At 72.7% G+C, this 24,778-nt stretch carries 20 protein-coding genes and 1 tRNA gene; 12 read left to right on the top strand and 9 right to left on the bottom strand.

The genetic code is table 11. The features are described from left to right. Positions 1-123: 123 nt before the first annotated feature. The 3 genes from ACWDBB_RS15345 (at position 124) to ACWDBB_RS15335 (ending at position 5,555) form a co-directional block, all read left to right on the top strand. A complete protein-coding gene (locus ACWDBB_RS15345; RefSeq protein WP_449790094.1) occupies positions 124-3,072 on the top strand; it encodes a UPF0182 family membrane protein in 2,949 nt (982 codons plus the stop codon). A 64-nt stretch (positions 3,073-3,136) separates the two neighbouring features. Next, positions 3,137-3,210: transfer RNA gene (locus ACWDBB_RS15340), tRNA-Met, on the top strand. 368 nt (positions 3,211-3,578) lie between these two features. Then, positions 3,579-5,555: a tetratricopeptide repeat protein gene (locus ACWDBB_RS15335; RefSeq protein WP_449790030.1), complete on the top strand. Its 1,977-nt coding sequence runs from the start codon at positions 3,579-3,581 to the stop codon at positions 5,553-5,555. Between the two features lie 78 nt (positions 5,556-5,633). Here the strand turns inward: ACWDBB_RS15335 and ACWDBB_RS15330 are convergent, their stop codons facing one another. Then, a complete protein-coding gene (locus ACWDBB_RS15330; RefSeq protein WP_449790029.1) occupies positions 5,634-6,047 on the bottom strand; it encodes a Fur family transcriptional regulator in 414 nt (137 codons plus the stop codon). 104 nt (positions 6,048-6,151) lie between these two features. On the opposite strand from ACWDBB_RS15330, the gene ACWDBB_RS15325 reads away from it, so the two are divergent. Continuing rightward, the gene (locus tag ACWDBB_RS15325; protein ID WP_449790028.1) at positions 6,152-7,627 is read left to right on the top strand and encodes a catalase; all 1,476 of its coding nucleotides are present in this window, start codon (positions 6,152-6,154) and stop codon (positions 7,625-7,627) included. 99 nt (positions 7,628-7,726) lie between these two features. On the opposite strand, the gene hisN is transcribed toward ACWDBB_RS15325, so the two are convergent. The 5 genes from hisN to ACWDBB_RS15300 form a co-directional block, all read right to left on the bottom strand. After that, a complete protein-coding gene (hisN, locus tag ACWDBB_RS15320; RefSeq protein WP_449790027.1) occupies positions 7,727-8,524 on the bottom strand; it encodes a histidinol-phosphatase in 798 nt (265 codons plus the stop codon). A gap of 47 nt (positions 8,525-8,571) precedes the next feature. Next, positions 8,572-8,895, bottom strand: coding sequence for a DMT family transporter (locus tag ACWDBB_RS15315; RefSeq protein ID WP_449790026.1), 324 nt, complete (start codon positions 8,893-8,895; stop codon positions 8,572-8,574). 152 nt (positions 8,896-9,047) lie between these two features. Then, the gene (rsgA, locus tag ACWDBB_RS15310; protein WP_449790025.1) at positions 9,048-10,100 is read right to left on the bottom strand and encodes a ribosome small subunit-dependent GTPase A; all 1,053 of its coding nucleotides are present in this window, start codon (positions 10,098-10,100) and stop codon (positions 9,048-9,050) included. Between the two features lie 15 nt (positions 10,101-10,115). Next, positions 10,116-11,447, bottom strand: coding sequence for a 3-phosphoshikimate 1-carboxyvinyltransferase (aroA, locus tag ACWDBB_RS15305; RefSeq protein ID WP_392873350.1), 1,332 nt, complete (start codon positions 11,445-11,447; stop codon positions 10,116-10,118). Between the two features lie 90 nt (positions 11,448-11,537). Then, positions 11,538-12,263, bottom strand: coding sequence for a M50 family metallopeptidase (locus ACWDBB_RS15300; RefSeq protein WP_449790024.1), 726 nt, complete (start codon positions 12,261-12,263; stop codon positions 11,538-11,540). 151 nt (positions 12,264-12,414) lie between these two features. On the opposite strand from ACWDBB_RS15300, the gene ACWDBB_RS15295 reads away from it, so the two are divergent. From ACWDBB_RS15295 to def, 8 genes are all read left to right on the top strand, one after another. Next, positions 12,415-13,167: an SOS response-associated peptidase gene (locus ACWDBB_RS15295; RefSeq protein ID WP_449790023.1), complete on the top strand. Its 753-nt coding sequence runs from the start codon at positions 12,415-12,417 to the stop codon at positions 13,165-13,167. Between the two features lie 20 nt (positions 13,168-13,187). Continuing rightward, positions 13,188-13,826: an alpha/beta hydrolase family protein gene (locus tag ACWDBB_RS15290; RefSeq protein ID WP_449790022.1), complete on the top strand. Its 639-nt coding sequence runs from the start codon at positions 13,188-13,190 to the stop codon at positions 13,824-13,826. Positions 13,827-13,978: 152 nt separating this feature from the next. Then, complete coding sequence (locus tag ACWDBB_RS15285; RefSeq protein WP_449790021.1) at positions 13,979-14,884, top strand: sigma-70 family RNA polymerase sigma factor; 906 nt, start codon at positions 13,979-13,981, stop codon at positions 14,882-14,884. Next, on the top strand, positions 14,881-15,285 hold the full coding sequence (gene rsrA, locus ACWDBB_RS15280) for a mycothiol system anti-sigma-R factor (protein WP_449790020.1): 405 nt from the start codon (positions 14,881-14,883) through the stop codon (positions 15,283-15,285). The genes ACWDBB_RS15285 and rsrA overlap by 4 nt, the downstream gene beginning before the upstream one ends. Before the next feature lie 414 nt (positions 15,286-15,699). After that, the gene (locus ACWDBB_RS15275; protein WP_449790019.1) at positions 15,700-17,115 is read left to right on the top strand and encodes an HD-GYP domain-containing protein; all 1,416 of its coding nucleotides are present in this window, start codon (positions 15,700-15,702) and stop codon (positions 17,113-17,115) included. 146 nt (positions 17,116-17,261) lie between these two features. Further along, positions 17,262-18,524, top strand: a complete 1,263-nt coding sequence (locus ACWDBB_RS15270) for an HD-GYP domain-containing protein (RefSeq protein WP_449790018.1) — start codon at positions 17,262-17,264, stop codon at positions 18,522-18,524. A gap of 274 nt (positions 18,525-18,798) precedes the next feature. Further along, positions 18,799-19,791: a tetratricopeptide repeat protein gene (locus ACWDBB_RS15265; protein WP_392873328.1), complete on the top strand. Its 993-nt coding sequence runs from the start codon at positions 18,799-18,801 to the stop codon at positions 19,789-19,791. Between the two features lie 43 nt (positions 19,792-19,834). Further along, on the top strand, positions 19,835-20,476 hold the full coding sequence (gene def / locus ACWDBB_RS15260; protein ID WP_449790017.1) for a peptide deformylase: 642 nt from the start codon (positions 19,835-19,837) through the stop codon (positions 20,474-20,476). Between the two features lie 142 nt (positions 20,477-20,618). On the opposite strand, the gene ACWDBB_RS15255 is transcribed toward def, so the two are convergent. The 3 genes from ACWDBB_RS15255 to ACWDBB_RS15245 all read right to left on the bottom strand — a co-directional run bounded on the left by ACWDBB_RS15255 (position 20,619) and on the right by ACWDBB_RS15245 (position 24,709). Further along, complete coding sequence (locus tag ACWDBB_RS15255; protein WP_449790016.1) at positions 20,619-20,873, bottom strand: hypothetical protein; 255 nt, start codon at positions 20,871-20,873, stop codon at positions 20,619-20,621. A gap of 414 nt (positions 20,874-21,287) precedes the next feature. Continuing rightward, positions 21,288-22,283, bottom strand: coding sequence for a ribonucleotide-diphosphate reductase subunit beta (locus ACWDBB_RS15250; protein ID WP_392874237.1), 996 nt, complete (start codon positions 22,281-22,283; stop codon positions 21,288-21,290). Between the two features lie 20 nt (positions 22,284-22,303). After that, the gene (locus ACWDBB_RS15245; RefSeq protein ID WP_449790093.1) at positions 22,304-24,709 is read right to left on the bottom strand and encodes a ribonucleoside-diphosphate reductase subunit alpha; all 2,406 of its coding nucleotides are present in this window, start codon (positions 24,707-24,709) and stop codon (positions 22,304-22,306) included. Between the last annotated feature and the right edge of the window lie 69 nt (positions 24,710-24,778).

The following is a 24,778-nucleotide window of genomic DNA, read 5'->3' as shown; positions in this document are numbered from 1 at the left end:
GCCGGGCGGGTGGCTGTCGTAACCGTCTGCTAACGGTGGGAACTCGGCCAAAGCCTGGTTAAGTTTCTCTGACGACCGACCCCATTCAGACGACACAGCCGAGGTGCCACCGTGGTCTTCCAGATGCCCGAACGCTCAGGGCCGGGTTTCCGGCGAAGGGTAGGCCCGCCCTCCCGGCGGGCGCGGGTGGCCCTGCTGACCCTGGGCGTACTCGCGGTGCTCTTCCTGTTGTTCGTCATGTTCGCGGGCTTCTGGACGGATTGGCTGTGGTTCAGGTCGGTCCGCTTCTCCTCGGTGTTCACCACCCAGCTGTGGACGAAGGTCGGGCTGTTCGGGGTCTTCGGCCTGTTGATGGCGGTGATCGTCGGCTTCAACATCTGGCTGGCGCACCGGTTGCGGCCGCCGCTGTCGGCGATGTCGGTGGAGCAGCAGAGCCTGGACCGCTACCGGTCCGGCCTGGCGCCGTTCAAGCGCTGGGCGCTGATCGGCGTCTCGCTGGTGATCGGCCTGGTGGCCGGTGCCGCGGCCTCGGGGCAGTGGCGGACCTGGCTGATGTGGACGAACGCGACCTCCTTCGGTGAGAAGGACGCCCAGTTCGGCATGGACGTCTCGTTCTACGCGTTCGACCTGCCGTTCTACGAGTTCGTGCTGGGCTTCGCGTTCAGCGCGGTGATCGTCTCGCTGCTGACGTCGGCGATGGTGCACTACCTGTACGGCGGGCTGCGGCTGCAGGGTCCGGGCCGCCGGGCGAGTGTGGGGGCGCAGGGGCACCTGGCGGTGCTGCTGGGCGTGTTCGTGCTGCTGAAGGCGGTCGCGTACTGGCTGGACCGGTACGCGCTGGCGGTGAAGACCGGCTCGTACAAGGGCGTCTCGGGGTGGACCGGCCTGCGGTACGTCGACGCCAACGCGTTCCTGCCGGCCAAGACCATCCTGTTCTTCGTCGCGATCATCTGCGCGGTGCTGTTCTTCCTGACGCCGATCCGCCGCACCTGGGCCCCGGCCCTGATCGGCCTGGGGCTGATGGTGCTGTCGGCGGTGCTGATCGGCGGGCTGTACCCGGCGATCGTGCAGCAGTTCCAGGTCAAGCCGAACGAGCAGGCCAAGGAGACGCCGTACATCCAGAAGAACATCGACGCGACGCGTCAGGCGTACGGGATCGCGGACGCGCAGACCATTCCGTACACGCCGCAGGGCACGACCACCGCGGACGCGCTCAAGCCGGACGCCCGGACCATCTCGGACATCCGGCTGCTGGACCCGAACGTCGTCTCGCCGGCGTTCCAGTCGCTGGAGCAGCAGCGCAACTACTACGCCTTCCCGAACACGCTGGACGTGGACCGGTACGGCAGCGGGCAGGACAAGCAGGACAGTGTGATCGGCCTGCGTGAGCTGGACCTCAACGGCGTGCAGCGCAACTGGATCAACGACCACTTCAAGTACACCCACGGCTACGGCGCGGTGGTGGCCAAGGGCAACCAGGTCGACGACAAGGGCCAGCCGGTGTTCACCGAGTCGGGTCTGCCGGCCACCGGCACGCTGGGCGACTACCAGCAGCGGATCTACTACGGCGAGAAGACCACCACGTACTCGATCGTCGGCGGCTCCAACAAGGAGATCGACTACACCGACACCAAGACGGGCCAGAACGCGGAGACCACGTACCAGGGCGACAGCGGGGTCTCGCTGGACAACCCGCTGACCCGTGCCGCCTACGCGGTGCGCTTCGCGGAGCCGCAGATCCTCTACGCGGGGGCGATCACCGACGGCGCCAAGGTGATCTACAACCGGACGCCGAAGGAGCGGGTGGAGAAGGTCGCGCCGTGGCTGTCGATCGACGCCGACCCGTACCCGGTGGTGCAGGACGGCCGGATCCTGTGGGTCCTGGACGGCTACACCACCTCGGACGGCTTCCCGTTCTCCTCGAAGACGACGCTGGGCACCGCCACCAAGGACTCGCTGACCAACCAGCGCGGTGAGCTGCTGACCGCCGCCAACCAGGTCAACTACATCCGCAACTCGGTCAAGGCCACGGTGGACGCCTACACCGGCGAGGTGAAGCTCTACCAGTGGGACGACAAGGACCCGGTGCTGAAGACCTGGATGAAGGCCTTCCCCGGCACCGTCGAGCCGAAGGCGGACATCCCGCAGACGCTGGTGCCGCACCTGCGCTACCCGCAGGACATGTTCAAGGTGCAGCGCGACCTGCTCGGCCAGTACCACGTCACCGACGCCAACTCGTTCTTCAACGGCAGTGACATCTGGCAGACCCCGGTGGACCCGACCAGCGACACCAGGCAGGTCCAGCCGCCGTACTACGTGACGGTGCGGATGCCGGACACCAACGCCGCGAGCTTCTCGCTGACCAGTACCTTCGTGCCCAACCAGCGGCCCAACCTGGCGGCGTTCATGGCCGTCAACGCGGACCCGGGGGACGACTACGGGAAGATCCGCATCCTGAAGATGACGGGCGAGAGCGGCGCCCCCGGTCCCGGCCTGGTGCAGTCGAAGTTCAACTCCCGCCAGGAGGTGGCCTCGCAGATCACGCTGCTGAAGAGCGGCGGTGACTCCGAGCTGGAGTACGGCAACCTGCTGACCCTGCCGGTCGGCGGCGGGCTGCTCAACATCGAGCCGGTGTACGTGCGCGGACGCGGTGCCAAGTACCCGACGATGCAGAAGGTCCTGGCGGTGTACGGGGACGACAACGTGGCGTTCGAGGACACCCTGGAGGCCGCGCTGAAGAAGGTGTTCGGCGGGGCGCCCCCGGCGACCACCCCGACCGTGCCGTCCACGCCCGGTACCGGGACCGCGCCGACCACGCCGACCACGCCGGCGCCGGGCGGGACGATCTCGCCGGAGCTCCAGAAGGCGCTCACGGACGCGGAGAAGGCGTACGGCGACAGCCAGACGGCGTTCAAGAACGGCGACTGGGTGGCGTACGGCAACGCCCAGAAGGCGCTCGGCGACGCCCTGAAGGCCGCCGAGGCGGCGCGCGGCGCCGGCGCCGCGCCGGCTCCGGGTGGCGCTCCCGCCCCCGGTGCCACCGGCGCCGGATCGCCCGCTCCGCAGCCGTAGGCCGCTGAGCTGCGGCAACCGTTTTCCGTTCCACCCCGCGTCCGTGCTAGGGTTCAATCACCGACGCGGGGTGGAGCAGCTCGGTAGCTCGCTGGGCTCATAACCCAGAGGTCGCAGGTTCAAATCCTGTCCCCGCTACAAAGGCCAGAGGCCCGGAGGATACTTCCTCCGGGCCTCTGGTGTTTTCCGTGCCGTTCTCGCCCCGGAAGCGGCAGGAACCGCTCCGGTACTATCGACCGTCGCCAAGGACGACGGCAGCGGGGTTTGTGGGGTTGAAGTGTCGGGAAATCGACAAAGCGCCGAAGCAATTCCGTCGGCTTCGGGTCGGCCCCGCCGGAATTCGGCCGGGGCAGGTGTACGCGGGTACTGGGTGATGCGACGATGGGACACATGGGGGACGGTGCACGGCCGCTGACCGGCCGTCGGGTCCGGCGCCTCTCCTGGGAGTCCCCCCGGCCGCGCGCCGGGGCACGATGCCGCGACACTCTGGGGGAGCGGGAGTCGGCATGAGGCTGATCGGCAAGTCAGGCGCCAGGTCCTCGGCGGCCGCCGAGGCGGACACCGACGCCTGGGCGGAGAGCGCCGAGGCCACCGCCAACCACCCCGGAGCCCTGCCCGCCCAGCGCACCAGCGGACTGTCCGAACGCCCCCCGGCCCCGGGCTACGGGCCGGACAGTCTGGTCCACGTGTCGACCCGTCAGTTCGCCGCCGCCGTCGGCGCGTACGGGGAGGACTCCGGCGGGAAGTCGGCCGCCGGCGCCGCGCTCGACCCGGCGGGCCTCGACTCGACCAGCTTCGAGACCGCCCTGGCCGCTCGCGAGTCCGCCGCCCTGGAGGCCCGCCACCGGCAGGCCGCCGACGGCGGCGACCCGGACGCCGCCTGCCGGCTCGGCACCCTGCTGCTGCGCCGCGGGGAGCTGGAGGAGGCCGAGCCGTACCTGCGCGCCGCCGCGGCCGCCGGGGTGCGCGCCGCCGCCAACAACCTCGGCGTGCTGCTGCACCAGCAGGGCCACCGGGCCGAGGCCGGCCAGTGGTGGCGCCACGCCGCCGTGGCCGGCAGCGCGCCGGCCGCGCACGCGCTCGGGCTGCAACTGCGCGACCAGGGCGAGGAGGAGGCCGCCGAGTACTGGCTGCACTTCGCCGCCGACCACGGCCACCCGCTGGGCGCGTACGCGCTGGGCGACCTGATGGAGCACCGGCGGGACGTGCGCGCCGAACGCTGGTTCAAGGTCTCCGCCGACGCCGGGCACCGGGAGGCCTCCTACCGGCTGGCCCGGATGCGCGAGGCCGCCGGGGACAAGGAGACCGCCGAGACCTGGTACCGCACCGCCGCCGCCCGCAGCCACGCCCGCGCCGCGCTGCGCCTGGGCGTGCTGCTGGAGGAACGCGCCCGCACCGACCGGTCGCTGCTGGACGAGGCGGCCCGCTGGTACCGGCAGGCCGCGCAGAACGGGGAGTCGCGCGCGGCGTGCGCGCTGGGCTTCCTGCTGCGCGACTCCGGGGACCTGGCGGCCGCCGCCGAGTGGTGGCAGGAGGCCGCCGAGGCCGGGGACGGCAATGCCGCCAACGCGCTGGGCGCGCTGCACGCGAGCCGCGGCGAGGCCGCCGAGGCCGAGCGCTGGTACCGCGTCGCGCTGGACGCCGGCGACCAGAACGGCGCCTTCAACCTCGGCCTGCTCTGCGCCGGCACCGGCCGCGAGCAGCAGGCCGAGCAGTGGTACCGCCGGGCCGCGTACGCCGGGCACCGGGAGGCCTGCAACGCGCTGGCCGTGGTGCTGCTGCAGCGCGGCGACGAGTCCGGCGCCCAGCCCTGGTTCTCCAAGGCGGCCGAGGCCGGCAGCGTGGACGGCGCGTTCAACCTCGGGGTGCTGCACGCCGGGCGCGGCGAGCAGCAGCAGGCCCACGAGTGGTACGCGCGGGCCGCGGCCGAGGGGCACGGCGAGGCGGCGCTGCAGCTCGCGGTCGTCCAGGAGCAGCGCGGCAACCTGGCCGGGGCGCTGGAGCGCTACCGGCAGGCGGCGGCGGGCGGTTCGGCCGAGGGCGCGTTCCGGCTGGCCTCGCTGCTGGACCGGCGCGGGGACGCGGACGCCGAGGCCGAGCACTGGTACGCGCTGGCGGCCGACGCCGGGCACCGCCGGTCGCAGGTGCGGATGGGTGTGCGGGCGGCGGAGCGCGGGGCGCTGGAGATCGCCGAGAGCTGGTACCGGCGGGCCGCCGAGGCGGGCAGCCGCAGTGCCGCGTTCAACCTGGGGCTGCTGCTGGCCCGCCAGGACAGCGAGGCCGAGGCGATGCTCTGGTACACCCGGGCCGCGGACGCCGGGCACGGTCGGGCGGCGCTGCGTCTGGCGCTGCTGGCGCTGCGGCGCGGGGAGCCGGTGCAGGCGGAGAACTGGTGCCGGCGGGCGATCGACTCCGGGCCGGCCGAGGTGGCCGAGCGGGCCGGGCGGCTGCTGGGCGCGCTCGACGCGGAGTTGAGCGCGTAGCGGCCGGTCGTGCCAAGTCCCGGGCTGGTGGCGGGAGTTCGGCCGGATCCGGCGGTTCGCTCAGGGGCGGGAGTCCGATCAGGGCCGGCAGTCGGGGCACAGGCCGCGGTAGGTGACCTCGGCGGCGGTGACGGCGAAGCCGAAGCGCTCGGTGGCGGGGAGGGCGGCGAGCGGGTCGCCCTGGGGGTGGACGTCGCGGATCGCGCCGCAGCCCGAGCAGACCAGGTGCTGGTGGGCGCGGTGCGCGTTGGGGTCGTAGCGCTTGGCGCGGCCGTCGGTGGCGACCTCCATGACCTCGCCGAGGGCGACGAGTTCGCCGAGCGTGTTGTAGACGGTGGCGCGGCTGATCTCCGGCAGCCGGGCCGTCGCGCGGGCGTGTACCTCGTCCGCGGTGAGGTGGACGTGCTCGCCGTCCAGGACCTCGGCCACGACCCGGCGTTGCGAGGTCAGCCGCCAGCCTCTTCCGCGCAGTCTCTCCAGCAGGTCGCTCATGTCATCCAGAGTAGGTCAAGCTCTGAGATTGGTTCCAGTGTTGACTTGGACAAAGTCCAAGTTAGGATCGTGTCATTACGACCGGACATCGCGGAGGCACACCCATGACGACCCAGGACGAGCTGCGCCCGACCCTGACCACGGAGGCGGGTGCCCCCGTCGCCGACAACCAGAACACCGAGACGGCCGGCACCGGCGGCCCGGCGCTCATCCAGGACCAGCAGCTGTTCGAGAAGCTCGCCCACTTCAACCGCGAGCGGATCCCGGAGCGCGTGGTGCACGCCCGCGGTGCCGGCGCGTACGGCACCTTCACCGTGACCGCCGACGTGACGCCCTGGACCCGGGCGGCCTTCCTGTCCGAGGTCGGCAAGCAGACCGAGGTCTTCCTGCGCTTCTCCACCGTGGCCGGCAACCTCGGCGCGGCCGACGCGGTGCGCGACCCGCGCGGCTTCGCGGTGAAGTTCTACACCGAGGACGGCAACTACGACCTCGTCGGCAACAACACCCCGGTCTTCTTCATCAAGGACGCCCTGAAGTTCCCCGACTTCATCCACACCCAGAAGCGGGACCCGTACACCGGCTCCCAGGAGGCGGACAACGTCTGGGACTTCTGGGGCCTGTCGCCCGAGGCCACCCACCAGGTGACCTGGCTCTTCGGCGACCGCGGCATCCCCGCCTCGTACCGGCACATGAACGGCTACGGCTCGCACACCTACCAGTGGCAGAACGAGGCGGGCGAGCACTTCTGGGTCAAGTACCACTTCAAGACCGACCAGGGCATCCGCAACCTCACCCAGGACGAGGCCAACACCCTCGCCGGCCAGGACCCGGACAGCCACCAGCGCGACCTGCGCGAGTCGATCGAGCGCGGCGAGTTCCCCAGCTGGACGGTGCAGGTCCAGATCATGCCGGCGGCCGACGCGGCGAACTACCGCTTCAACCCCTTCGACCTCACCAAGGTCTGGCCGCACGCCGACTACCCGCCGATCGAGATCGGCAAGCTGGAACTCAACCGCAACCCCGACAACATCTTCGCCGAGGTCGAGCAGTCGATCTTCTCCCCGGCGCACTTCGTGCCCGGCATCGGCCCGTCCCCGGACAAGATGCTCCAGGGCCGCCTGTTCGCGTACGCCGACGCCCACCGCTACCGGGTCGGCATCAACGCCGACCACCTGCCGGTGAACCGCCCGCACGCCACCGAGGCCCGCACCAACAGCCGGGACGGCTACCTGTACGACGGCCGCCACGGCCGGCAGAAGAACTACGAGCCGAACAGCTTCGGCGGCCCGGTGGAGACCGGCCGCCCGCTGTGGGCCGCGACCGCCGTCGACGGCTCCACCGGCACCCACGCCGCGCCCTCGCACGCCGAGGACAACGACTTCGTGCAGGCCGGCGACCTGTACCGGCTGCTCTCCGAGGAGGAGAAGCAGCGCCTGATCGGCAACCTGTCGGGCTTCATCGCCAAGGTCTCCGCCGACCGCGAGGACGTCGTGGAGCGCGCGGTCGACAACTTCCGCAAGGCCGACGCCGACTTCGGGCAGCGGCTGGACGCGGCGGTCCGGGAGCTGCGCAAGCAGTAGGCGCCGGGCCTGGCACGACGGCGGCCCCCTGACCGGCTCCCACCGGTCAGGGGGCCGCGACCGTCTCTCGGGCGCTCGGGCCTCCGAAGCCCCGTCCGCTCAGACGCTCAGCCGGCGCAGGGCCTCCTCGTGCAGCAGCCCGTTGGAGGCGACGGCGTCGGCGCCGCCGGGGCCGGGGACGCCGTCCAGGCCGGTGAAACGGCCGCCGGCCTCCTCGACGATGATGCAGTTGGCCGCCATGTCCCACAGCGACAGCTCGGGCTCGGCGGCGATGTCCACGGCGCCCTCGGCGACCATCATGTACGACCAGAAGTCGCCGTACGCGCGGGTGCGCCAGCAGGCACGGGTGAGGTCCAGGAACGGGTCCAGGCGGCCGCGCTCCTCCCAGCCGGTGAGCGAGGAGTACGAGAAGGACGCGTCCTCGATCCGGGAGACGCCGGAGACGTGCAGCCGGGAGGCCTTGGCCAGGCCGCGGCCGCCGAACGCGCCCAGGCCCTTGGCCGCCCACCAGCGGCGCTGCAGCGCCGGGGCCGAGACGATGCCGACCACCGGGCGCTCGACGCCGTCCGGGCCGTCCTCCAGCAGGGCGATCAGGGTCGCCCAGACCGGGACGCCGCGGATGTAGTTCTTGGTGCCGTCGATCGGGTCGATCACCCAGCGGCGCGGGCCCGAGCCCTGCAGGCCGAACTCCTCGCCGAGGACGGCGTCGCGCGGCCGGGCGCGCTGGAGCACGCTGCGCACCAGCTCCTCGGCGGCCTTGTCGGCGTCGCTCACCGGGGTGAGGTCGGGCTTGGTCTCGATCTTCAGATCGAGGGCGCGGAAGCGCTCCAGGGTGACCGAGTCGGCCGAGTCGGCGAGGACATGGGCGAGTCGGAGATCGTCGTGGTAGTCGGCCATGCCGGAAACCCTAGCCGGTCGGTGCGCCGCGGTGCCCGTGCCCGGTCTCAGTGAGCCGTGCCGCTGAGCTGGAGGCCGATGACGCCGGCGATCACCAGGGAGATCGAGACCAGCTTGAGCACCGAGGTGCTCTCGCCGAGGAAGAGCATGCCGTAGATCGCGGTGCCGGCCGCGCCGATGCCCGTCCACACCGCGTAGGCGGGGCCCACCGGCAGGGTCTTCAGCGAGAGGGTGAGCAGGCCGAAGCTGCCGAGGGCGAACACGCAGAAGCTGATGGTGGGCCAGAGCTTGGTGAAACCCTCGCTGAGCTTGAGGTTGACCGCGAAGCCGGTCTCCAGCAGGCCGGCCAGGACCACCAGGGCCCATGCCATCGGGTGCCCTCCCTGTCGATCGACGGTCGGACCGTGGATAGCCCGACTTTCCTATGATCGCCAGGAGGGACCGCTCCGACACCTCGAACGGGCCACCAACCCCGGGGAAGAATGGGCCACCAACCCCGGGGAAGAGCGGAGCAGGGCCCGACTCAGTCGGCCTCGCCCTCCTTGCTGGCCAGCAGCCGGCGCAGCGAGTAGAGCCGGGCGGCCTCCGCGTGGCCGTCCGCGACCCAGGCGTCCAGCGCGCAGTCCGGCTCGTCGTGGCTGCACGCGCGCGGGCAGTCGACGGTGCCGGGCTCCAGGTCGGGGAAGGCGTGGATGACCCGGGACGGGTCGATGTGCGAGAGTCCGAAGGAGCGGAAGCCGGGGGTGTCGATCACCCAGCCGGGGTTCAGGGCCTTCTTCGAACCCGGCTTGGCGCCGGCCGGCGGGGGCAGCCGCAGCGCCAGGGCGGAGACGGTGGTGTGCCGGCCGCGGCCGGTGACCGCGTTGACGTGCCCGGTCTGCCGCCGGCGGTCCGGGACGAGCGCGTTGACCAGGGTGGTCTTGCCGACGCCGGAGTGGCCGATGAACACCGTGGACAGCCCGCGCAGGTGCTCGCGGACGGCCTCGGCGCCGGTGGTCTCCAGCTCGTCGCGGCGGGTGACCACGTACTTGATGCCGAGCGGGGCGTAGGAGTCCAGCAGCGTCGCGGCCGGGGCGAGGTCGGACTTGGTGAGCACCAGCAGCGGCTCCATGCCCGCGTCGTAGGCCGCCACCAGGCAGCGGTCGATCAGTCGCGGGCGCGGCTCCGGGTCGGCCAGCGCGGTGACGATGGCCAGCTGCTCGGCGTTGGCGACCACGATCCGCTCGTACGGGTCGTCGTCGTCCGCGGTGCGGCGCAGCACCGAGCTGCGCTCCTCGACCCGGACGATCCGGGCGAGGGTGTCGGCGTCCCCGGAGAGGTCGCCGACCAGGTTGACCACGTCGCCGACGACGACGCCCTTGCGGCCCAGCTCGCGGGCCTTCATGGCGACGACCTGGCGCTCCTGCTTCGTGCCCGGGTCGACCAGGCAGGTGATCCGACCGCGGTCGACGGTCAGCACCATCGCCCCGGCGGCGTCCTCGTGTTTGGGCCGGATCCTGGTCCGCGGCCGGGATCCCCGGCGGGCGGGGCGGTTGCGGATGTCGTCCTCGTCGGCGTCCTTGCCGTAGCGGCGCATGTGCTCAGTCTCCGCTCAGGCGCCCGCCGCCGCTTCGCCGAGCAGCTCGGCCCACATCGCCGGGAAGTCGGGGAGGGTCTTGGCGGTGGTGGCGACGTTCTCGACCTCCACGCCGGGCACGGCGAGGCCGAGCACGGCGGCGGCGGTGGCGAGGCGGTGGTCCTCGTAGGTGTGGAAGATGCCGCCCCGCAGCGGGCGGGGGCGGATCCGCAGGCCGTCCTCGGTCTCGGTGACGTCGCCGCCCAGGTCGTTGATCTCCTTGGCGAGCGCGGCGAGCCGGTCGGTCTCGTGCAGGCGCAGGTGGGCGATGCCGTACAGGTGCGACTCGGAGTCGGCGAGCGCGGCGACGGCGGCGATCACCGGGGTGAGCTCGCCGACGTCGTGCAGGTCGGCCTCGATGCCGTGGATCCGGCCGGTGCCGGTGAACTGGAGGCCCTCGTCGGTGAACTCGCAGGCGCCGCCCATCCGGGTGTAGATCTCGCGCAGCTGGTCGCCGGGCTGGGTGGTGTGCCTGGGCCAGTCCCGCACGGTGACCCGGCCGCCGGTGACCAGGGCGGCGGCGAAGAACGGCGCGGCGTTGGAGAGGTCCGGCTCGACCACCAGGTCGCGGCCGATCAGGGCGCCGGGGGTGACCCGCCAGACGTCCTTCTCGCCGCCGTCCTCGGGGGCGTCGACCTGGGCGCCGGCCAGCCGCAGCATCTCCACGGTCATCCGGATGTGCGGCAGCGACGGGACCGGGCCGCCGACGTGGCGGACCTCGATGCCGTGGTTGTAGCGGGCGCCGGAGAGCAGCAGGGCGGAGACGAACTGGGACGAGGAGGAGGCGTCCAGTTCGACCGGGCCGCCGTCCAGCGAGCCGGTGCCGTGCACGGTGAGCGGGAAGGCGCCGCGGCCGCCGTCGTCGATCCGGGCGCCGAGCGCGCGCAGGGCGTCGATCACGCCGTGCTGGGGGCGCTCGTAGCAGCGCGGGTCGCCGTCGAAGTGCACCGGGCCGTCGGCGAGGACGGCGAGCGGGGGCAGGAAGCGCATGACGGTGCCGGCGTTGCCGACGTCGACCGAGGCGGGGCCGAGCAGGGCGGGGGCGGGGATGACCCGCCAGGCCTCGCCGCCGCCGGTGCCGCCGGAGTCGTTGTTGACCTTCTCCTCGATGGTGACCCCGAGGGCGCGCAGGCCGTCGGCCATCAGCTGGGAGTCGCGGCTGCGCAGCGGGCGGCGCACCCAGCCCGGTCCGTCGGCGAGTGCCGCCAGCACCAGGGCCCGGTTGGTGACCGACTTGGAGCCGGGGATGGTGACGGTGGCGTCGACGGGGCTGGTCGCGACGGGGGCGGGCCACAGGGTCTCGGTCATGGGGCAAGTCTAGGGCTCGTCTTGTGGACCCTTGCCGGAACAGTCCTGGCGGCGGTCGGACGGCGGGACGCCTGCCGGAGACGGCGGCGCCTACTGGAGGGGCTGGAGCAGCCAGGCGGTGCCGAGGGCGAGGCAGGCGAGGGCGACGAGCAGGAAGACGGTGACCCAGGCGAGGGCGGGGACGTGGGTGAGCCGGGCGAGCTGGTCGGCGTCGGAGTCGCGGGCCCAGCCGATCCGGCGCTGGTGCTGGAGCTCCAGGACGGGGCGGACGGCGCCGAACAGCAGGAACCAGCAGCCGAGGTAGGCGAAGCCGGCCTGGACCTCGGCGCTGCCGAACCAGGAGACCAGGAAGAAGGCGCCGCCGGCGACGAGCACGCTGAGGAAGCCGAAGGCGTTGCGGATGCGCAGGAGCAGGGCGAGCAGCAGCAGGATCGCCAGCCAGAGCAGCAGGGTGATCCGGTCGGCGGCGAGCAGGGCGGCGCAGCCGAGGCCGAGCAGGGCGGGGGCGGTGTAGCCGGCGGCGGCGGTGAGGACCATGCCGGGGCCGGTGGGGCGGCCGTAGGAGAGGGTGAGTCCGGAGGTGTCCGAGTGCAGTCGGATGCCGGCCAGTTTGCGGCGGGTGGCGACGGCGGCCAGGCCGTGGCCGCCCTCGTGGGCGATGGTCACGGCGTTGCGGGCGACGTGCCACAGGGGGCGGGCCAGGACGGTGAGCAGGGCGGCGGCGCCGGTGGCCAGGACGAGCCAGCCGGGCGGGGCGGTCTGGGTGCCGGTCACCTGGGTCCACAGGTCGCCGAGGGTCCGGTCGTTCGCGTTCATCGGTGTCTCTCCGCCTCCGTCCGTCGCACTGGGCCGTCGCGTTGGGCCGTTCGGGGCAGCCTCCCATGTGGGGACGGTTGGGAGGGAGCGGGTGGTTCTGGCCGGAGGATGAGGAAGCCCTGAGGACGGGCGGCATGGCAAGCTGGCCCGCATGTGCGGTCGGTTCGCAGCGAGCGGCAAGCCCGAGGACATCGTCGAGCTGTTCGGCGTCGAGCAGTGGGACCCCGAGGAGACCCTGGACCCCAACTGGAACGTCGCGCCGACGAACAGCGCCTTCGTGGTGTTGGAGCGGCTGGGCCGGGAGCAGCCGCGGCCGGTGCGGCAGTTGCGGGTGCTGCGTTGGGGGCTGGTGCCGCAGTGGTCGGACTCCGCCGAGACGGCGGTGAAGATGATCAACGCGCGGTCGGACACGGTGCACGAGAAGCCCTCGTACCGGCAGGCCTTCGCCGCGCGCCGGTGCGTCCTGCCGGTGGACGGCTACTACGAGTGGCAGACGGTGCCGGGGGAGCGGGGGAAGGCCCGCAAGAAGCCGTACTTCGTCTCCCGCGTGGACGGGAGCCCGCTGGCGCTGGCCGGGCTGTACGAGTTCTGGCGAAACCGGGCGGTGCCGCCGGGGCATCCGGAGGCGTGGCTGGTGACGTTCACGATCGTCACCACGGACGCCGAGGAGGCGCTGGCGCCGATCCACGAGCGGATGCCGCTGTTCCTGGACCGGGCGGACTGGGACGAGTGGCTGGACCCGCGGCTGACCGACCCGGACGGGGTGCGCCGGCTGCTGACGCCCCCGCCGCCGGGGGCGCTCCTGGCCACCCCGGTGTCGCCGGCGGTCGGCAGCATCCGCAACAACGGTCCCGGGCTCAAGGAGCCGTGGGCCGAGGCCGAGTACGAGACCACGCTGTTCTGACCACTTCTGGAGTCGCCGAGATGAGCACCACCGAACCGGTCCCCACCGACGCCGGGGAGGCCCGGATCACCTGGCACCGGGCCGCGGAGCCCGTGGCGGTGCTGGCGCTCGGCCACGGCGCGGGCGGCGGGATCGAGGCCGGGGACCTGGTGGCGCTGGCCGGGGCGCTGCCGGCCCGGGGGGTCACCGTGGCGCTGGTCGAGCAGCCCTGGCGGGTGGCGGGCAAGCGGCTCGCCCCGGCGCCGAGGACGCTGGACCTGGGCTGGCGGCCGGTGGCCGAGCGGCTGGCGGGGGCGGGGCTGCCGCTGGTGGTGGGCGGGCGCAGCGCCGGGGCGAGGGTGGCCTGCCGGACGGGGGCGGCGAGCGGGGCGGTGGGGGTGGTGGCGCTGGCGTTCCCGCTGCACCCGCCGGGCAGGCCGGAGAGGAGCCGGGCCGAGGAGTTGCTGGGGTCGGGGCTGCCGACGCTGGTGGTGCAGGGTGCGGCGGATCCGTTCGGCGGGCCGGGGGAGTTCCCGGAGCTGCCGGCGGGGCACGAGCTGGTGGCGGTGCCGTACGGCAGCCACGGGTTCGAGGTGCCCAAGCGGGCGCCGGTGGGGCGGGACGAGGTGCTGGACCTGATCTGCTCGTCGGTGGGGGACTGGGTGCTGCGGCTGGTGTGAGGCCGGGCGGTGGCGGGGCCGCGGGCCGTGCGCGGACCGGTTCCGTTCGATCACTCGTGCGAGTGAATGGTGTCGGGGGGCGGGAATGCGGGCGGGGCCGGGGTGGTTGTCGTGTCCGTCAGCATGAGTCACCGGTGAGAGAGGCAGGGCAGATGGGTTCGATCGCGTGCCCGGAACGGCCTGAGGAGCGCGAGGCCACCGCGGCGTTCGCCCCCTCCTGGTCGGAGTGGCTCGACGCGGGCGAGAAGCCCGTCAGCCCTATATCCTCCATTTCTGGGCGGCCCGCCGTGGGCCGTTCCCGTCATGCCGAGGAGGTGGGTCCGGTCGTCGGGACCGAGCACGAGGCCGATCCGGGCCGTGGCCCGGGCGACGCCATGCCCGCGGGCGAGGCGCTCACCGGTGAGGAGCTGGCCGAGGCGATCGGTGAGGACACCTACCGGGTGTCGGCGCAGGAGAGCGAGGAGGCCCGGCGGGGGCGCTTCGAGCGCGACGCCCTGGGCTACCTGGATCCGATGTACTCGGCGGCGCTGCGCATGACGCGCAACCCGGCCGACGCGGAGGACCTGCTCCAGGAGGCGTTCGCCAAGGCGTACGCGTCGTTCCACCAGTTCCGTGAGGGCACGAACCTCAAGGCCTGGCTGTACCGCATCCTCACCAACACGTTCATCAACTCGTACCGCAAGAAGCAGCGGGAGCCCCAGCGCACCGCGGCGGAGGAGATCGAGGACTGGCAGCTGGCCCGGGCCGAGTCGCACATGTCGACCGGTCTGCGTTCGGCCGAGACCCAGGCGCTCGACCACCTCCCCGACAGCGATGTGAAGGACGCGCTCCAGGCCATCCCGGAGGAATTCCGGATCGCCGTCTATCTCGCGGACGTAGAAGGCTTTGCGTACAAGGAGATCGCCGACATCATGGGTACTCCCATCGGTACGGTGATGTCCCGGCTGCACCGCGGCCGCCGTCAGCTGCGCGGCATGCTGGAGGATTACGCCCGTGAGCGCGGGCTCGTCCCGGCCGGCAGCGGGGCAGGGCAGGAAGCGAAGGGCTCGGGCTCATGAGCTGCGGCGATCCGCACGAAACCGAGTGTGGCGAGGTCCTCGACCACCTCTATGAATTCCTCGACAACGAGATGCCCGAGGGCGACTGCGTAAAGTTGCGGGTGCACTTCGAGGAGTGCTCGCCCTGCTTGAAGCAGTACGGGCTGGAGCAGGCGATCAAGGCGCTGATCAAGCGTTCCTGCGGGTGCGACGACACGCCGACGGACCTGCGCAGCAAGGTGCTGGCCAGGATCGACTCGATCCGGGCCGGGCAGCGCTCGGGTGAGCAGGTGGTCGCGGTGGAGACCCCCGTCGAGGTGCACGCCGAGTCGGCGCGGCCGGCGCCCAGACCGGGCGGAGCGGCCGGACAGGAGCCGGCGCACCCCGGCGCACCGGTCGAGGCCGGCGCCCAGGCGGAGTGACGGCCCGTCGGTCGAACGTCCGCACGGGGGTCGACCGGTCGGTCGACGACCGGGAGCGGTAGTCCACCGGCCCGCCGCCGAGGGCGGGGGTCGGTGGTTCGGGCAAGGAGTGCAGCGGCCCCGGGAGCGTGAGCTCCCGGGGCCGCTGCCGTTTCCGCCCGCGAGCCGCCCTCACTCGTTCGGGTGAGTCGGCGGTGCGCCGCCTGTGCCGTTGCGGCATCATGCGTCCCCATGCCCGGGTGGCCGCCTATTCTCCTGACGGTCACTCACCGTCGGTCCGTCCGGCGGGTCGAGGCAGCACGGGGTCCGTACGGCGGGGAGGTCGAGATCGCTACCGACTGTGGAGGATCGGCCCTGCCGCGGGGGGCGGCGCGCTACCTGGCGGCCGTCCCGGCGGCGGCGCTGTGCTGCCTGGTGCCGCTGCTGCCCGCCGCGGCCGCCCCCGGGGTGCCGCACTGGCTCGGCGCGCCGGTGGACTGGCCCAAGGTCGCGCTGCTGGCCTTCCTGCACGGCTGCTGGGAATCCCTGGCCCAGGGCCTGCCCACGCCCTGCCTGGTGCTGGTGCGTCGGCTGCTGCGCCGGCCGGCGCTGCCCGAGCGGGTGCCCGCCCGGCCCGGGGTGAACGCCTTCTTCCCGGTGCTGTTCGCCGGGGTGCTGATGCTCCCGCCGGCCGCCGCCGCCCTGGTCGCCGCCCCGGCCGCGGTGCTCGGCGGACCGAACGGGCGCGGCTGTCGCCCGCGCCAGCTGTTCAACGGCTCCCAGCTCGCGCTGTGCGCCTTCGCCTCCTCGGCCGCCTTCCACCTGCTGCGCGGCCCGCAACTGCTGCTCGGCTCCCGCTTCCCGGCCGCGCTGCTGCCCGGATTCGCCGCCGTCGCGGTGTTCTGCCTGGTCAACGGGGTGGTGGTGGGTGTCATGCTGATGCTCAGCGAGGGCCGCGGGCCGTGGGTGCTGCTGCGCGGGGCGCACTCGGTGTGCGGGCTGCCGGTGCTGGTGCACGCGGCCGGCGGGCTGATGGTCGCGGTGCTCTGGCAGGGCCCGTACGGCGCGTTCGCGGCGCTGCTCGCCCTGCTGCCGCTGTCCATCTCGGCCTGGGTGTTCGCCCAGGGGCAGCGCGAGCGCGACGCCCACCAGGCGACCGTGCAGTCGCTGGTGCAGGCCGTGGAGATCAAGGACTCCTACACCCGCGGCCACAGCGAACGGGTCGGCCTGGCCTCGGTGCTGATCGCCACTCAGCTCGGCATGGAGGCCGAGCGGCTGCGCACCCTGCGCTTCGCCGGCATCCTGCACGACGTCGGCAAGCTCGGGGTGGCCACCGAGCTGCTGCGCAGAAACGGTCCCCTCACCGAGGCGGAGCGCCGGGCGGTGGAGATCCACCCGGTGTACGGGTACGAGCTGGTGCGCGGGATCGACTTCCTCGGCGAGGCGCACGCCGGGATCCTGCACCACCACGAGCGGATGGACGGCCGGGGCTACCCGAGCGGGCTGGCCGGCGAACAGATCCCCGAGTTCGCCCGGATCATCTCCGTCGCCGACGCCTTCGACTCGATGACCTCCACCCGCTCCTACCGGCGCGGACGCCCGGTCCGCGAGGCGGTCGCGGAGCTGGAGCGCTGCTCGGGCAGCCAGTTCGACCCGGTGATGGTGCGGGCGCTGATCGACGCGCTGGCCGGGCACGACTGGCAGCCGGTGGTGCACTCCGAGGACTCCATCCAGGCGGTGCCGGACATCCCGCTCGGGGTGCCCGAGCCGGTCCGGGCGGCGCCGGGCCGGGTACCGCCGGGCCGGGTACCGCCCCAGGGCGGGAGCTTCCCCCCGGTGGGGCAGCCGTGAGGGCCGCCGGGCGCGGCGACGTGGGCCGTACCGCGGCCGGGCGGACGGCCGCCGGGCGGGCGGCGCCGGGGGCCGGGGTGTTCGGGCTCCGGAGGCTGGGGCGCGTGGTCCTGGGGTGCACGCCCCGAGGGCGCACCACGCGCGGGGTGCATGCCGCGGCCGCCGCGCTGCTGGCGCTCGCGCTGGGCGCGGTCGCGGTGCGCGGGGTCGCGGAGCCGGGGGTCGCGCTGGCGTTCACCGCGCTGATCACGCTCGGCGAGTGCGTCCGCATCACCCTTCCGGGCGATCGGGAGCAGGCGCCGATCGGCGCGGCCGCCGCGCTGGCGTACGCCGTGCTCGGGCCGCTGCGCGGAGTGCCGACCGCGCCCGGGACGCTCCAGGTGGTCGCGGTGACCGGGGCCGGCCTGCTGCTGGGCTGGCTGGTCGGCGGCGCCGGTCACCCGCACCGCCGCCCGCCCTGGGCCGACCCGGCCCGCCGCGACGGCGCCGCCCGCAGGCTGCTCGCCGTCGGCTTCGCGGCCGCCCTCTTCCAGCCGCTCTACAACAGCGGCATGGTCGACCGCTTCTCGCCCGAGGGCCCGGCGTACGGGGTGTTCCTGACCGCCGTGGCCGGGCTGGCCGCGCTCTGCGACGCCACCCTGGCGGCGCTGCTGCGCCGCTCCGGCGGCGGACCGCGGTTCCCGGCCGCGCTGGAGGACGAACTGCGCTCGCTCTTCGGCATCGGCTCGGCGATCGTCGCGACCGGGATGCTGGTCAGCCTGGCGGCCGGCGAGGTCGGGCTGTGGGCGCTGCCGCTGTTCTGCACCCCGCTGCTGCTCGCCCAGGTGTCCTTCCGGCGCGCCGCCGCCGTACGGGCCACCACCGGGCAGACCATCGCCAGCCTCGCCCGGGCCACCGAAGTGGCCGGCTACACCCCGCACGGGCACGCGCGCAGGGTCGCGGACACGGCGTGCGCGCTCGGCCGCGAGCTGGGCATGAGCACCCACGAGCTCGCTCTGCTGGAGTACGCCGCGCTGATGCACGACGTCGGCCAGCTGTCCCTGGTCGAGCCGGTGCCGGACGGCGCCACCGCGCTGCTGCCCGGCGCCGAGCAGCAGCGGATCGCGCGCCTCGGCAGCGAGGTGATCAGCCGCACCAGGGTGCCCCGGCAGGTCGCCGAGCAGGTCGCCCGGCTGGCCGACCCCTGGACCGGACCCGCTTCAGGCGAGGGCCAGGTGCCGCTCGCGTCCCGGATCATCCGGGTCGCCAACGCCTACGACGACCTGCTCACGGCGGCCCGCGGCCGGGGCATCGGCGAGGCGGTCGGGCGGTTGGAGGTGCTGGAGGTGCTGCGACTGGGCCGCGGCCGGGTCTACGACGCCCGCGTGGTGGACGCCCTGGCCAGGCTGAACGGCCGGGGCCGCCGCTGAACGGCCGGGGCCGCCGTCGGGCCCGCCGGGCCCGCCGTCGCGGCCCCCGGGACCCGGGCCGCGGCCGTCAGGGGTTGAGCGGTCGGGATCGGACAGGCAGGCTGGGGAGGGGCGGGCCCCAACCTCGGCGGTGGGGAGCGCGGGCGGGGGCGGGCGTGGTTGGATGCGGTCGTAGCGTGGAACACCGACCCGGGGCACCGGGCCCCGCACACGTCGGAGGCGGTACGGGCACGGTGGCACGGGACTTGAGCGGACGACGACGGCAGGGACGAACGTGAGGATCTTCCACCGGGCACGGCACCGGCCGTCCGCCACCTGGCGGCAGACGACCGACCGGGCCTTCACGCTGATCGGCGACGGCCGCTACGAGGACGCCGGCGCGCTGCTGGTGATGGCCGCCGACCTGGAGCCGTGGCTCTCCGACTCCTGGTTCAACCTCGCCCTGCTGCACAAGTTCCGCCGGGACTGGGAACAGGCCCGCTCGGCCGGCCTGCGCGCCGTCGCCCTGCTGGATCGCGAACACGGCGCCCCGGACTGGTGGAACCTCGGCATCACCGCCACCGCCCTCCAGGACTGGCCGCTGGCCCGCCGCGCCTGGCAGGCGTACGGCCTGAAACTGCCCGGAGGCCCCGGTGCCCAGCAGGACGGCCCGGTCAGCCTGGACCTCGGCACCACCCCGGTGCGGCTCTCCCCGGACGGCGAGTCCGAGGTGGTCTGGGGCCGCCGGCTGGACCCGGCCCGGATCGAGGTGCTGTCCATCCCGCTGCCCTCCTCCGGCCGCCGCTGGGGCGAGGTGGTGCTGCACGACGGTGCCCCGCACGGCGAGCGGGTCACCGACGGCGTCGCCTACCCGGTGTTCGACGAGATCGAGCTGTGGGCGCCCTCCCCGGTGCCGACGTACGTGGTGCTGCTCCAGGCCGCCACCGCCGGTGACCGGGACGCGCTGGAGCGGCTGGTGGCCGACGCCGGCTACGCGGCCGAGGACTGGACGTCCTCGGTGCGGCTGCTCTGCCGGGCCTGCTCGGAAAGCCGGATGGCCTCCGACGACGGCGTCGCCGCCCACCACGACCCCCACGACGACGGCGACGCCGCCCATCCCGGCCACCTCAGCCACCTCAGCCAGGGCGGCGCGGCCGGGATGTCCTGGCTGGTCGAGCGCGAGTGCGGGATCGCCGCCCCGGCGCACCTGGTGCGCACCCTGCTGGACCGCTGGGTCGCGGCGGCCCCGGGAAGCCGGGCGTACCGGGACCTCGAAGAGGTGTGCTGAGTACCCTGGTGAGGTAACGCGTACACCTACGGAAGCGGAAGACATGGCGGAGCAGGCCGAGCAGCACGAGCACGAGCACGACGTGGAGGGGACGGCGCCCGAGACGCCCGTGAAGGTGATCGGTGAGGAGCCCGACCTCAGCAAGGGCACCGCGCGTCCGATCACCGTCGTCGGCAACCCGGTCCTGCACCGCGAGGTCAAGGACGTCACCGTCTTCGACGGCGAACTGTCCGCGCTGATCGACGACATGTTCCAGTCGATGTACGCCGCCGAGGGCGTCGGCCTCGCCGCCAACCAGATCGGCGTCGACCTCAAGGTCTTCGTCTACGACTGCCCGGACGACGACGGCGTGCGCCACATCGGCCACGTGATCAACCCGGTGCTGGAGGAGTACCCGGCCGACCGCCGCCGCGTCCTGGACGACGGCAACGAGGGCTGCCTCTCCGTCCCCACCGCCTACGCCGAGCTGGCCCGCCCGGACTACGCCGCCGTCACCGGCGTCGACAAGAACGGCAAGGAGATCCGCGTCGAGGGCACCGGCTTCTTCTCCCGCTGCCTGCAGCACGAGACCGACCACCTCTACGGCACCCTCTACATCGACAAGCTGTCGAAGCGGGACCGCAAGGACGCCCTGCGGCAGATGGCCGAGGGCACCCCGAAGTACGCGACGGTGCCGAACGCGTAACGCCCGGAGGCGAGTCGGGGGCCGGCACGGGGAAATCCCGGGCCGGCCCCCGCGTTTCGTATCGGCCCGGGTGTCAGGGGACGCTCGGCCCGTGCAGCGGACCGTTCCGCCCCGTGAACCGGAGCCCTCCGCCCGCGTGCGGTCAGCCGGTGACGAAGAGCCACTCCGGGCCGTAGGTGAAACGGGGGTCCGCGGGGAGCTTGACGGCGTTGATCCGTTGGGCGGTGTCGGCCAGGTCGCTCATGTTCCCGATCGCGGTGAAGAGCTCGTTCGGGTTGCCGCCCCAGGCGTGTTCGAGGGAGGTCAGCATGGCGCTGTACGTCGAGTTGAAGTCGTGCAGCAGGGCGGCGGTGGACTGGTCGGGCGCGTTGCCGGGGTCGGTCCGGACGGTGCTCACGCGGCGGCCCGCTCGGGGGAGATGCGGCACCAGACGACCTTCCCGATGCCGCCCTCGCGCGGGCAACAGCCCCACTGGGTGGCCAACTTCTGGACGAGGAGCAGGCCCTGGCCGGTCTCGGCGGCGGTGGAGGCGGGGCGGAGCGAGGGCGAACCCCAAGGAGTCGCTGGATATGATCGCGGCCCTCGCCGCGCCGACATGACGATCAGAAGATGTGTGAGCGCGTGACTGTGCCGGACAGTGCCACTCAGGGGTGGCGCAAGAAGGACTCGAGTGGGCCAGCTCTGGCGTTCGCTGCCGATGCCCGGGCCTCGTTCATCACCGGGGTCAAGTCCGGGGAGTTTTCGACCGACTGACATGTGCAGGTGCCCCGCACGGGCTGTGGCCGTGCGGGGCACCCCTGTTCTGTACTGCTTAGAAGTCGTCGTCGAAGGAAACCGAGCCCTCGACGGCCACCTGGTACGCCGAGACGCGACGCTCGAAGAAGTTGGTCAGCTCCTGGACGTTCTGGAGCTCCATGAAGCCGAACGGGTTCGTCGAGCCGTAGCGGATCGGCAGGCCCAGACGGGCCAGGCGCTGGTCGGCGACGGCCTCCAGGTACTGGCGCATCGAGGCGGTGTTCATGCCGGGCAGGCCGTCACCGCACAGGTCCTGGGCGAACTGGAGCTCGGCCTCGACGGCCTCCTCCAGCATCTCCGTCACCTGCTTGGCCATCTCGTCGTCGAAGAGGTCGGGCTCCTCCTCGCGGACGGTGTCGACCACGGAGAACGCGAAGTCCATGTGCATGGACTCGTCGCGGAACACCCAGTTGGTGCCGGTCGCGAGGCCGTGCAGCAGGCCGCGGCTGCGGAACCAGTACACGTAGGCGAACGCGCCGTAGAAGAACAGGCCCTCGACGCACGCCGCGAAGCAGATCAGGTTCAGGAGGAACGCGCGGCGGTCCTCCTTGGTCTGCAGCGAGTCGATGTGGTCGACCGCGTTCATGTACTTGAAGCAGAACTTGGCCTTCTGCGCGATGGAGGGGATGTTCTCCACGGCGGCGAACGCGGCCGCGCGGTCCTCCGGGTCGGGCAGGTAGGTGTCCAGCAGCGTCAGGTAGAACTGCACATGGACGGCCTCTTCGAACAGCTGCCGCGAGAGGTACAGCCGCGCCTCGGGCGAGTTGATGTGCTTGTAGAGGCTCAGCACCACGTTGTTCGCGACGATCGAGTCACCGGTCGCGAAGAAGGCGACCAGGCGGCCGATCATGTGCCGCTCGCCCTCGCTGAGCTTGGCGAGGTCGGCGACGTCGGAGTGCAGGTCCACCTCCTCCACCGTCCAGGTGTTCTTGATGGCGTCCCGGTACCGGTCGTAGAACGACGGGTAGCGCATCGGGCGCAGGGTCAGCTCGAAGCCGGGGTCGAGCAGCATCTTGCGGTCTTCGGGGGTGCTCACTGGCAGGCCTCGCAGGACTCGGGGTTCTCCAGGGAGCAGGCGATGGCGGCTTCCTGCTCCGGGGTGAGGGAGGGGGTGTTCACGGGCACCGGCGCGGCGGCCCTGGCGGTGCCGGACGCGGCCTGGGCGATGCGGGTGGCCGGGCGCGAACGCAGGTAGTAGGTGGTCTTCAGACCGACCTTCCACGCGTAGGCGTACATCGAGCTGAGCTTGCCGATGGTCGGCGCCGCCATGAACAGGTTCAGGGACTGGCTCTGGTCCAGGTACGGCATGCGGGCCGCGGCCAGGTCGATCAGGGCGCGCTGCGGCAGCTCCCAGGCCGTGCGGTACAGCGACCGCACCTCGGCCGGCAGCCAGTTCAGCTCCTGGACGGACCCGTTGGCGTCGCGCAGGGCGTCGCGGGTCTGCTGGTCCCAGACGCCGAGCTCCTTGAGCTCGCGCACCAGGTACGGGTTGACCTGGAGGAACTCGCCGGACAGCGTCTCGCGCTTGAACAGGTTGGACACCTGCGGCTCGATGCACTCGTACACGCCGGCGATGGAGGCGATGGTCGCGGTGGGCGCGATGGCCAGCAGCAGCGAGTTGCGCAGGCCGGTCTCGGCGATCCGGGCGCGCAGCGCCGTCCAGCGGTCGGCCCACTGCGGGGCGGCCGTCGGGAAGTGGTCGATGTGCAGCTCGCCGCGGGCGGCGCGGGTCTCGCCGTACGCCTCGTGGCGGCCGAGCTGCTCGGCCAGGTCGGCGGAGCGCTCGTAGGCGGTGAGCATGATGCGCTCGGCGATGAGGGTGGAGAGGGTCTTGGCCTCGGCCGAGTCGAAGTCGATCCGCAGCTTGAAGAAGACGTCCTGGAGGCCCATCACGCCGAGGCCGACCGGGCGCCAGCGGGAGTTGGACGTCCCGGCCTCGGTGGTCGGGTAGAAGTTGATGTCCACCACGCGGTCGAGGAAGGTGACGGCGGTGCGCACGGTGGCGTCCAGCCGATCCCAGTCCATCGCGCCGATCAGGTCGTCGGCCGAGGCGCCGGCGGCGACGTGGGCGCCCAGGTTGACCGAGCCCAGGTTGCAGACGGCGGTCTCGGAGTCGTCCGTGACCTCCAGGATCTCGGTGCACAGGTTGGAGGAGTGCACCGTGCGGCCCGGCAGGGCGGTCTGGTTGGCGGCGCGGTTGGAGGCGTCCTTGAAGGTCATCCAGCCGTTGCCGGTCTGCGCCAGGGTGCGCATCATGCGGGCGTACAGGGTCTGCGCCGGGATGGTGCGGACGGCCTTGCCGGCCTGCTCGGCCTTGCGGTAGGCCTCGTCGAAGTCGGCGCCCCACAGGTCGACCAGCTCCGGCACGTCGGCCGGGGAGAACAGCGACCAGTCCTCGTTGGCGTTGACCCGGCGCATGAACTCGTCCGGGATCCAGTGCGCCAGGTTGAGGTTGTGGGTGCGGCGGGCCTCTTCGCCGGTGTTGTCGCGGAGCTCCAGGAACTCCTCGATGTCGGCGTGCCAGGTCTCCAGGTAGACGCAGGCCGCGCCCTTGCGGCGGCCGCCCTGGTTGACGGCGGCGACGGAGGAGTCGAGGGTGCGCAGGAACGGCACGATGCCGTTGGACTTGCCGTTGGTGCCGCGGATCAGGCTGCCGCGCGAGCGGATGCGCGAGTAGGACAGGCCGATGCCGCCGGCGTGCTTGGAGAGGCGGGCGATCTGCGCGTAGCGGTTGTAGATCGAGTCCAGGTTGTCCAGCGGGGAGTCGAGCAGGTAGCAGCTCGACATCTGCGGGTGCCGGGTGCCGGAGTTGAAGAGCGTCGGCGAGGAGGTCAGGTACTCCAGGCGGCTCATCAGGCCGTACAGCTCGGCCACCTCGCGGACCGACTGCTCGCTGTCGCCGACCGCCAGGCCACAGGCGACGCGGAGCAGGAAGTGCTGCGGGGTCTCGATCACCTTGCGGGTGATCGGGTGGCGCAGCAGGTAGCGGGACTGCACGGTGCGCAGGCCGAAGTACTCGAAGCGGTCGTCGCCGGTGGTGTCGATCAGCGCGTCCAGGGCGGCGGCGTGCTTGGCGACGAAGTCCGCGGTGGTGTCGCCGATCAGGCCCTCGGTGTGGCCGACGGCGATCGAGGCGGAGAAGGACACCGAGCCCTGGCTGTTCGCCTCGTCGACGATCTCCAGGGCGAGCAGGCGGGCGGCCAGCTTCGAGTACTGGGGGTCCTCGGCGATCATCGATGCGGCGGCGTCCACGGCCAGCCCGCGCAGCTCGGCGAAGTCCGAGCCGGCGTGGCGGCCGCGCAGAGCGGCGGCGGCGACATGGCCGGGGTCGACCTCGGTGAGGTCGGTGCTGCGGTCGGTGAGCAGCCGCAGCAGGGCGCCGCCGGGGTCGGAGACCGTCGGGTCGGTGAAGGCGGTACCGGTGCCCTGGGCGGGCAGGGTGGCTGAGGCGGCGGTGGTCAAGGCGCTCTCTCCTGGCGGCGATCGGCGGCGGTGATCGGGGGCCAC

The organism is Kitasatospora sp. NPDC001095, assembly GCF_053598615.1.
The sequence above is the reverse complement of the archived record's forward strand: the minus strand, read 5'-3'. Positions and strand labels throughout refer to the sequence as shown.

What these genes read in the sequence shown, in the direction of transcription:
- ACWDBB_RS15295 (WP_449790023.1), top strand. Translation starts at nt 12,415, where the DNA reads ATGTGCGGTCGGTTCGCAGCGAGCGGCAAGCCCGAGGACATCGTCGAG.
- ACWDBB_RS15290 (WP_449790022.1), top strand. Translation starts at nt 13,188, where the DNA reads ATGAGCACCACCGAACCGGTCCCCACCGACGCCGGGGAGGCCCGGATC.
- ACWDBB_RS15300 (WP_449790024.1), bottom strand. Translation starts at nt 12,263, where the DNA reads ATGAACGCGAACGACCGGACCCTCGGCGACCTGTGGACCCAGGTGACC.
- ACWDBB_RS15315 (WP_449790026.1), bottom strand. Translation starts at nt 8,895, where the DNA reads ATGGCATGGGCCCTGGTGGTCCTGGCCGGCCTGCTGGAGACCGGCTTC.
- rsgA (WP_449790025.1), bottom strand. Translation starts at nt 10,100, where the DNA reads ATGCGCCGCTACGGCAAGGACGCCGACGAGGACGACATCCGCAACCGC.
- ACWDBB_RS15250 (WP_392874237.1), bottom strand. Translation starts at nt 22,283, where the DNA reads ATGCTGCTCGACCCCGGCTTCGAGCTGACCCTGCGCCCGATGCGCTAC.
- ACWDBB_RS15335 (WP_449790030.1), top strand. Translation starts at nt 3,579, where the DNA reads ATGAGGCTGATCGGCAAGTCAGGCGCCAGGTCCTCGGCGGCCGCCGAG.
- aroA (WP_392873350.1), bottom strand. Translation starts at nt 11,447, where the DNA reads ATGACCGAGACCCTGTGGCCCGCCCCCGTCGCGACCAGCCCCGTCGAC.
- ACWDBB_RS15285 (WP_449790021.1), top strand. Translation starts at nt 13,979, where the DNA reads ATGGGTTCGATCGCGTGCCCGGAACGGCCTGAGGAGCGCGAGGCCACC.
- ACWDBB_RS15345 (WP_449790094.1), top strand. Translation starts at nt 124, where the DNA reads ATGCCCGAACGCTCAGGGCCGGGTTTCCGGCGAAGGGTAGGCCCGCCC.
- hisN (WP_449790027.1), bottom strand. Translation starts at nt 8,524, where the DNA reads ATGGCCGACTACCACGACGATCTCCGACTCGCCCATGTCCTCGCCGAC.
- ACWDBB_RS15330 (WP_449790029.1), bottom strand. Translation starts at nt 6,047, where the DNA reads ATGAGCGACCTGCTGGAGAGACTGCGCGGAAGAGGCTGGCGGCTGACC.
- ACWDBB_RS15325 (WP_449790028.1), top strand. Translation starts at nt 6,152, where the DNA reads ATGACGACCCAGGACGAGCTGCGCCCGACCCTGACCACGGAGGCGGGT.
- def (WP_449790017.1), top strand. Translation starts at nt 19,835, where the DNA reads ATGGCGGAGCAGGCCGAGCAGCACGAGCACGAGCACGACGTGGAGGGG.
- rsrA (WP_449790020.1), top strand. Translation starts at nt 14,881, where the DNA reads ATGAGCTGCGGCGATCCGCACGAAACCGAGTGTGGCGAGGTCCTCGAC.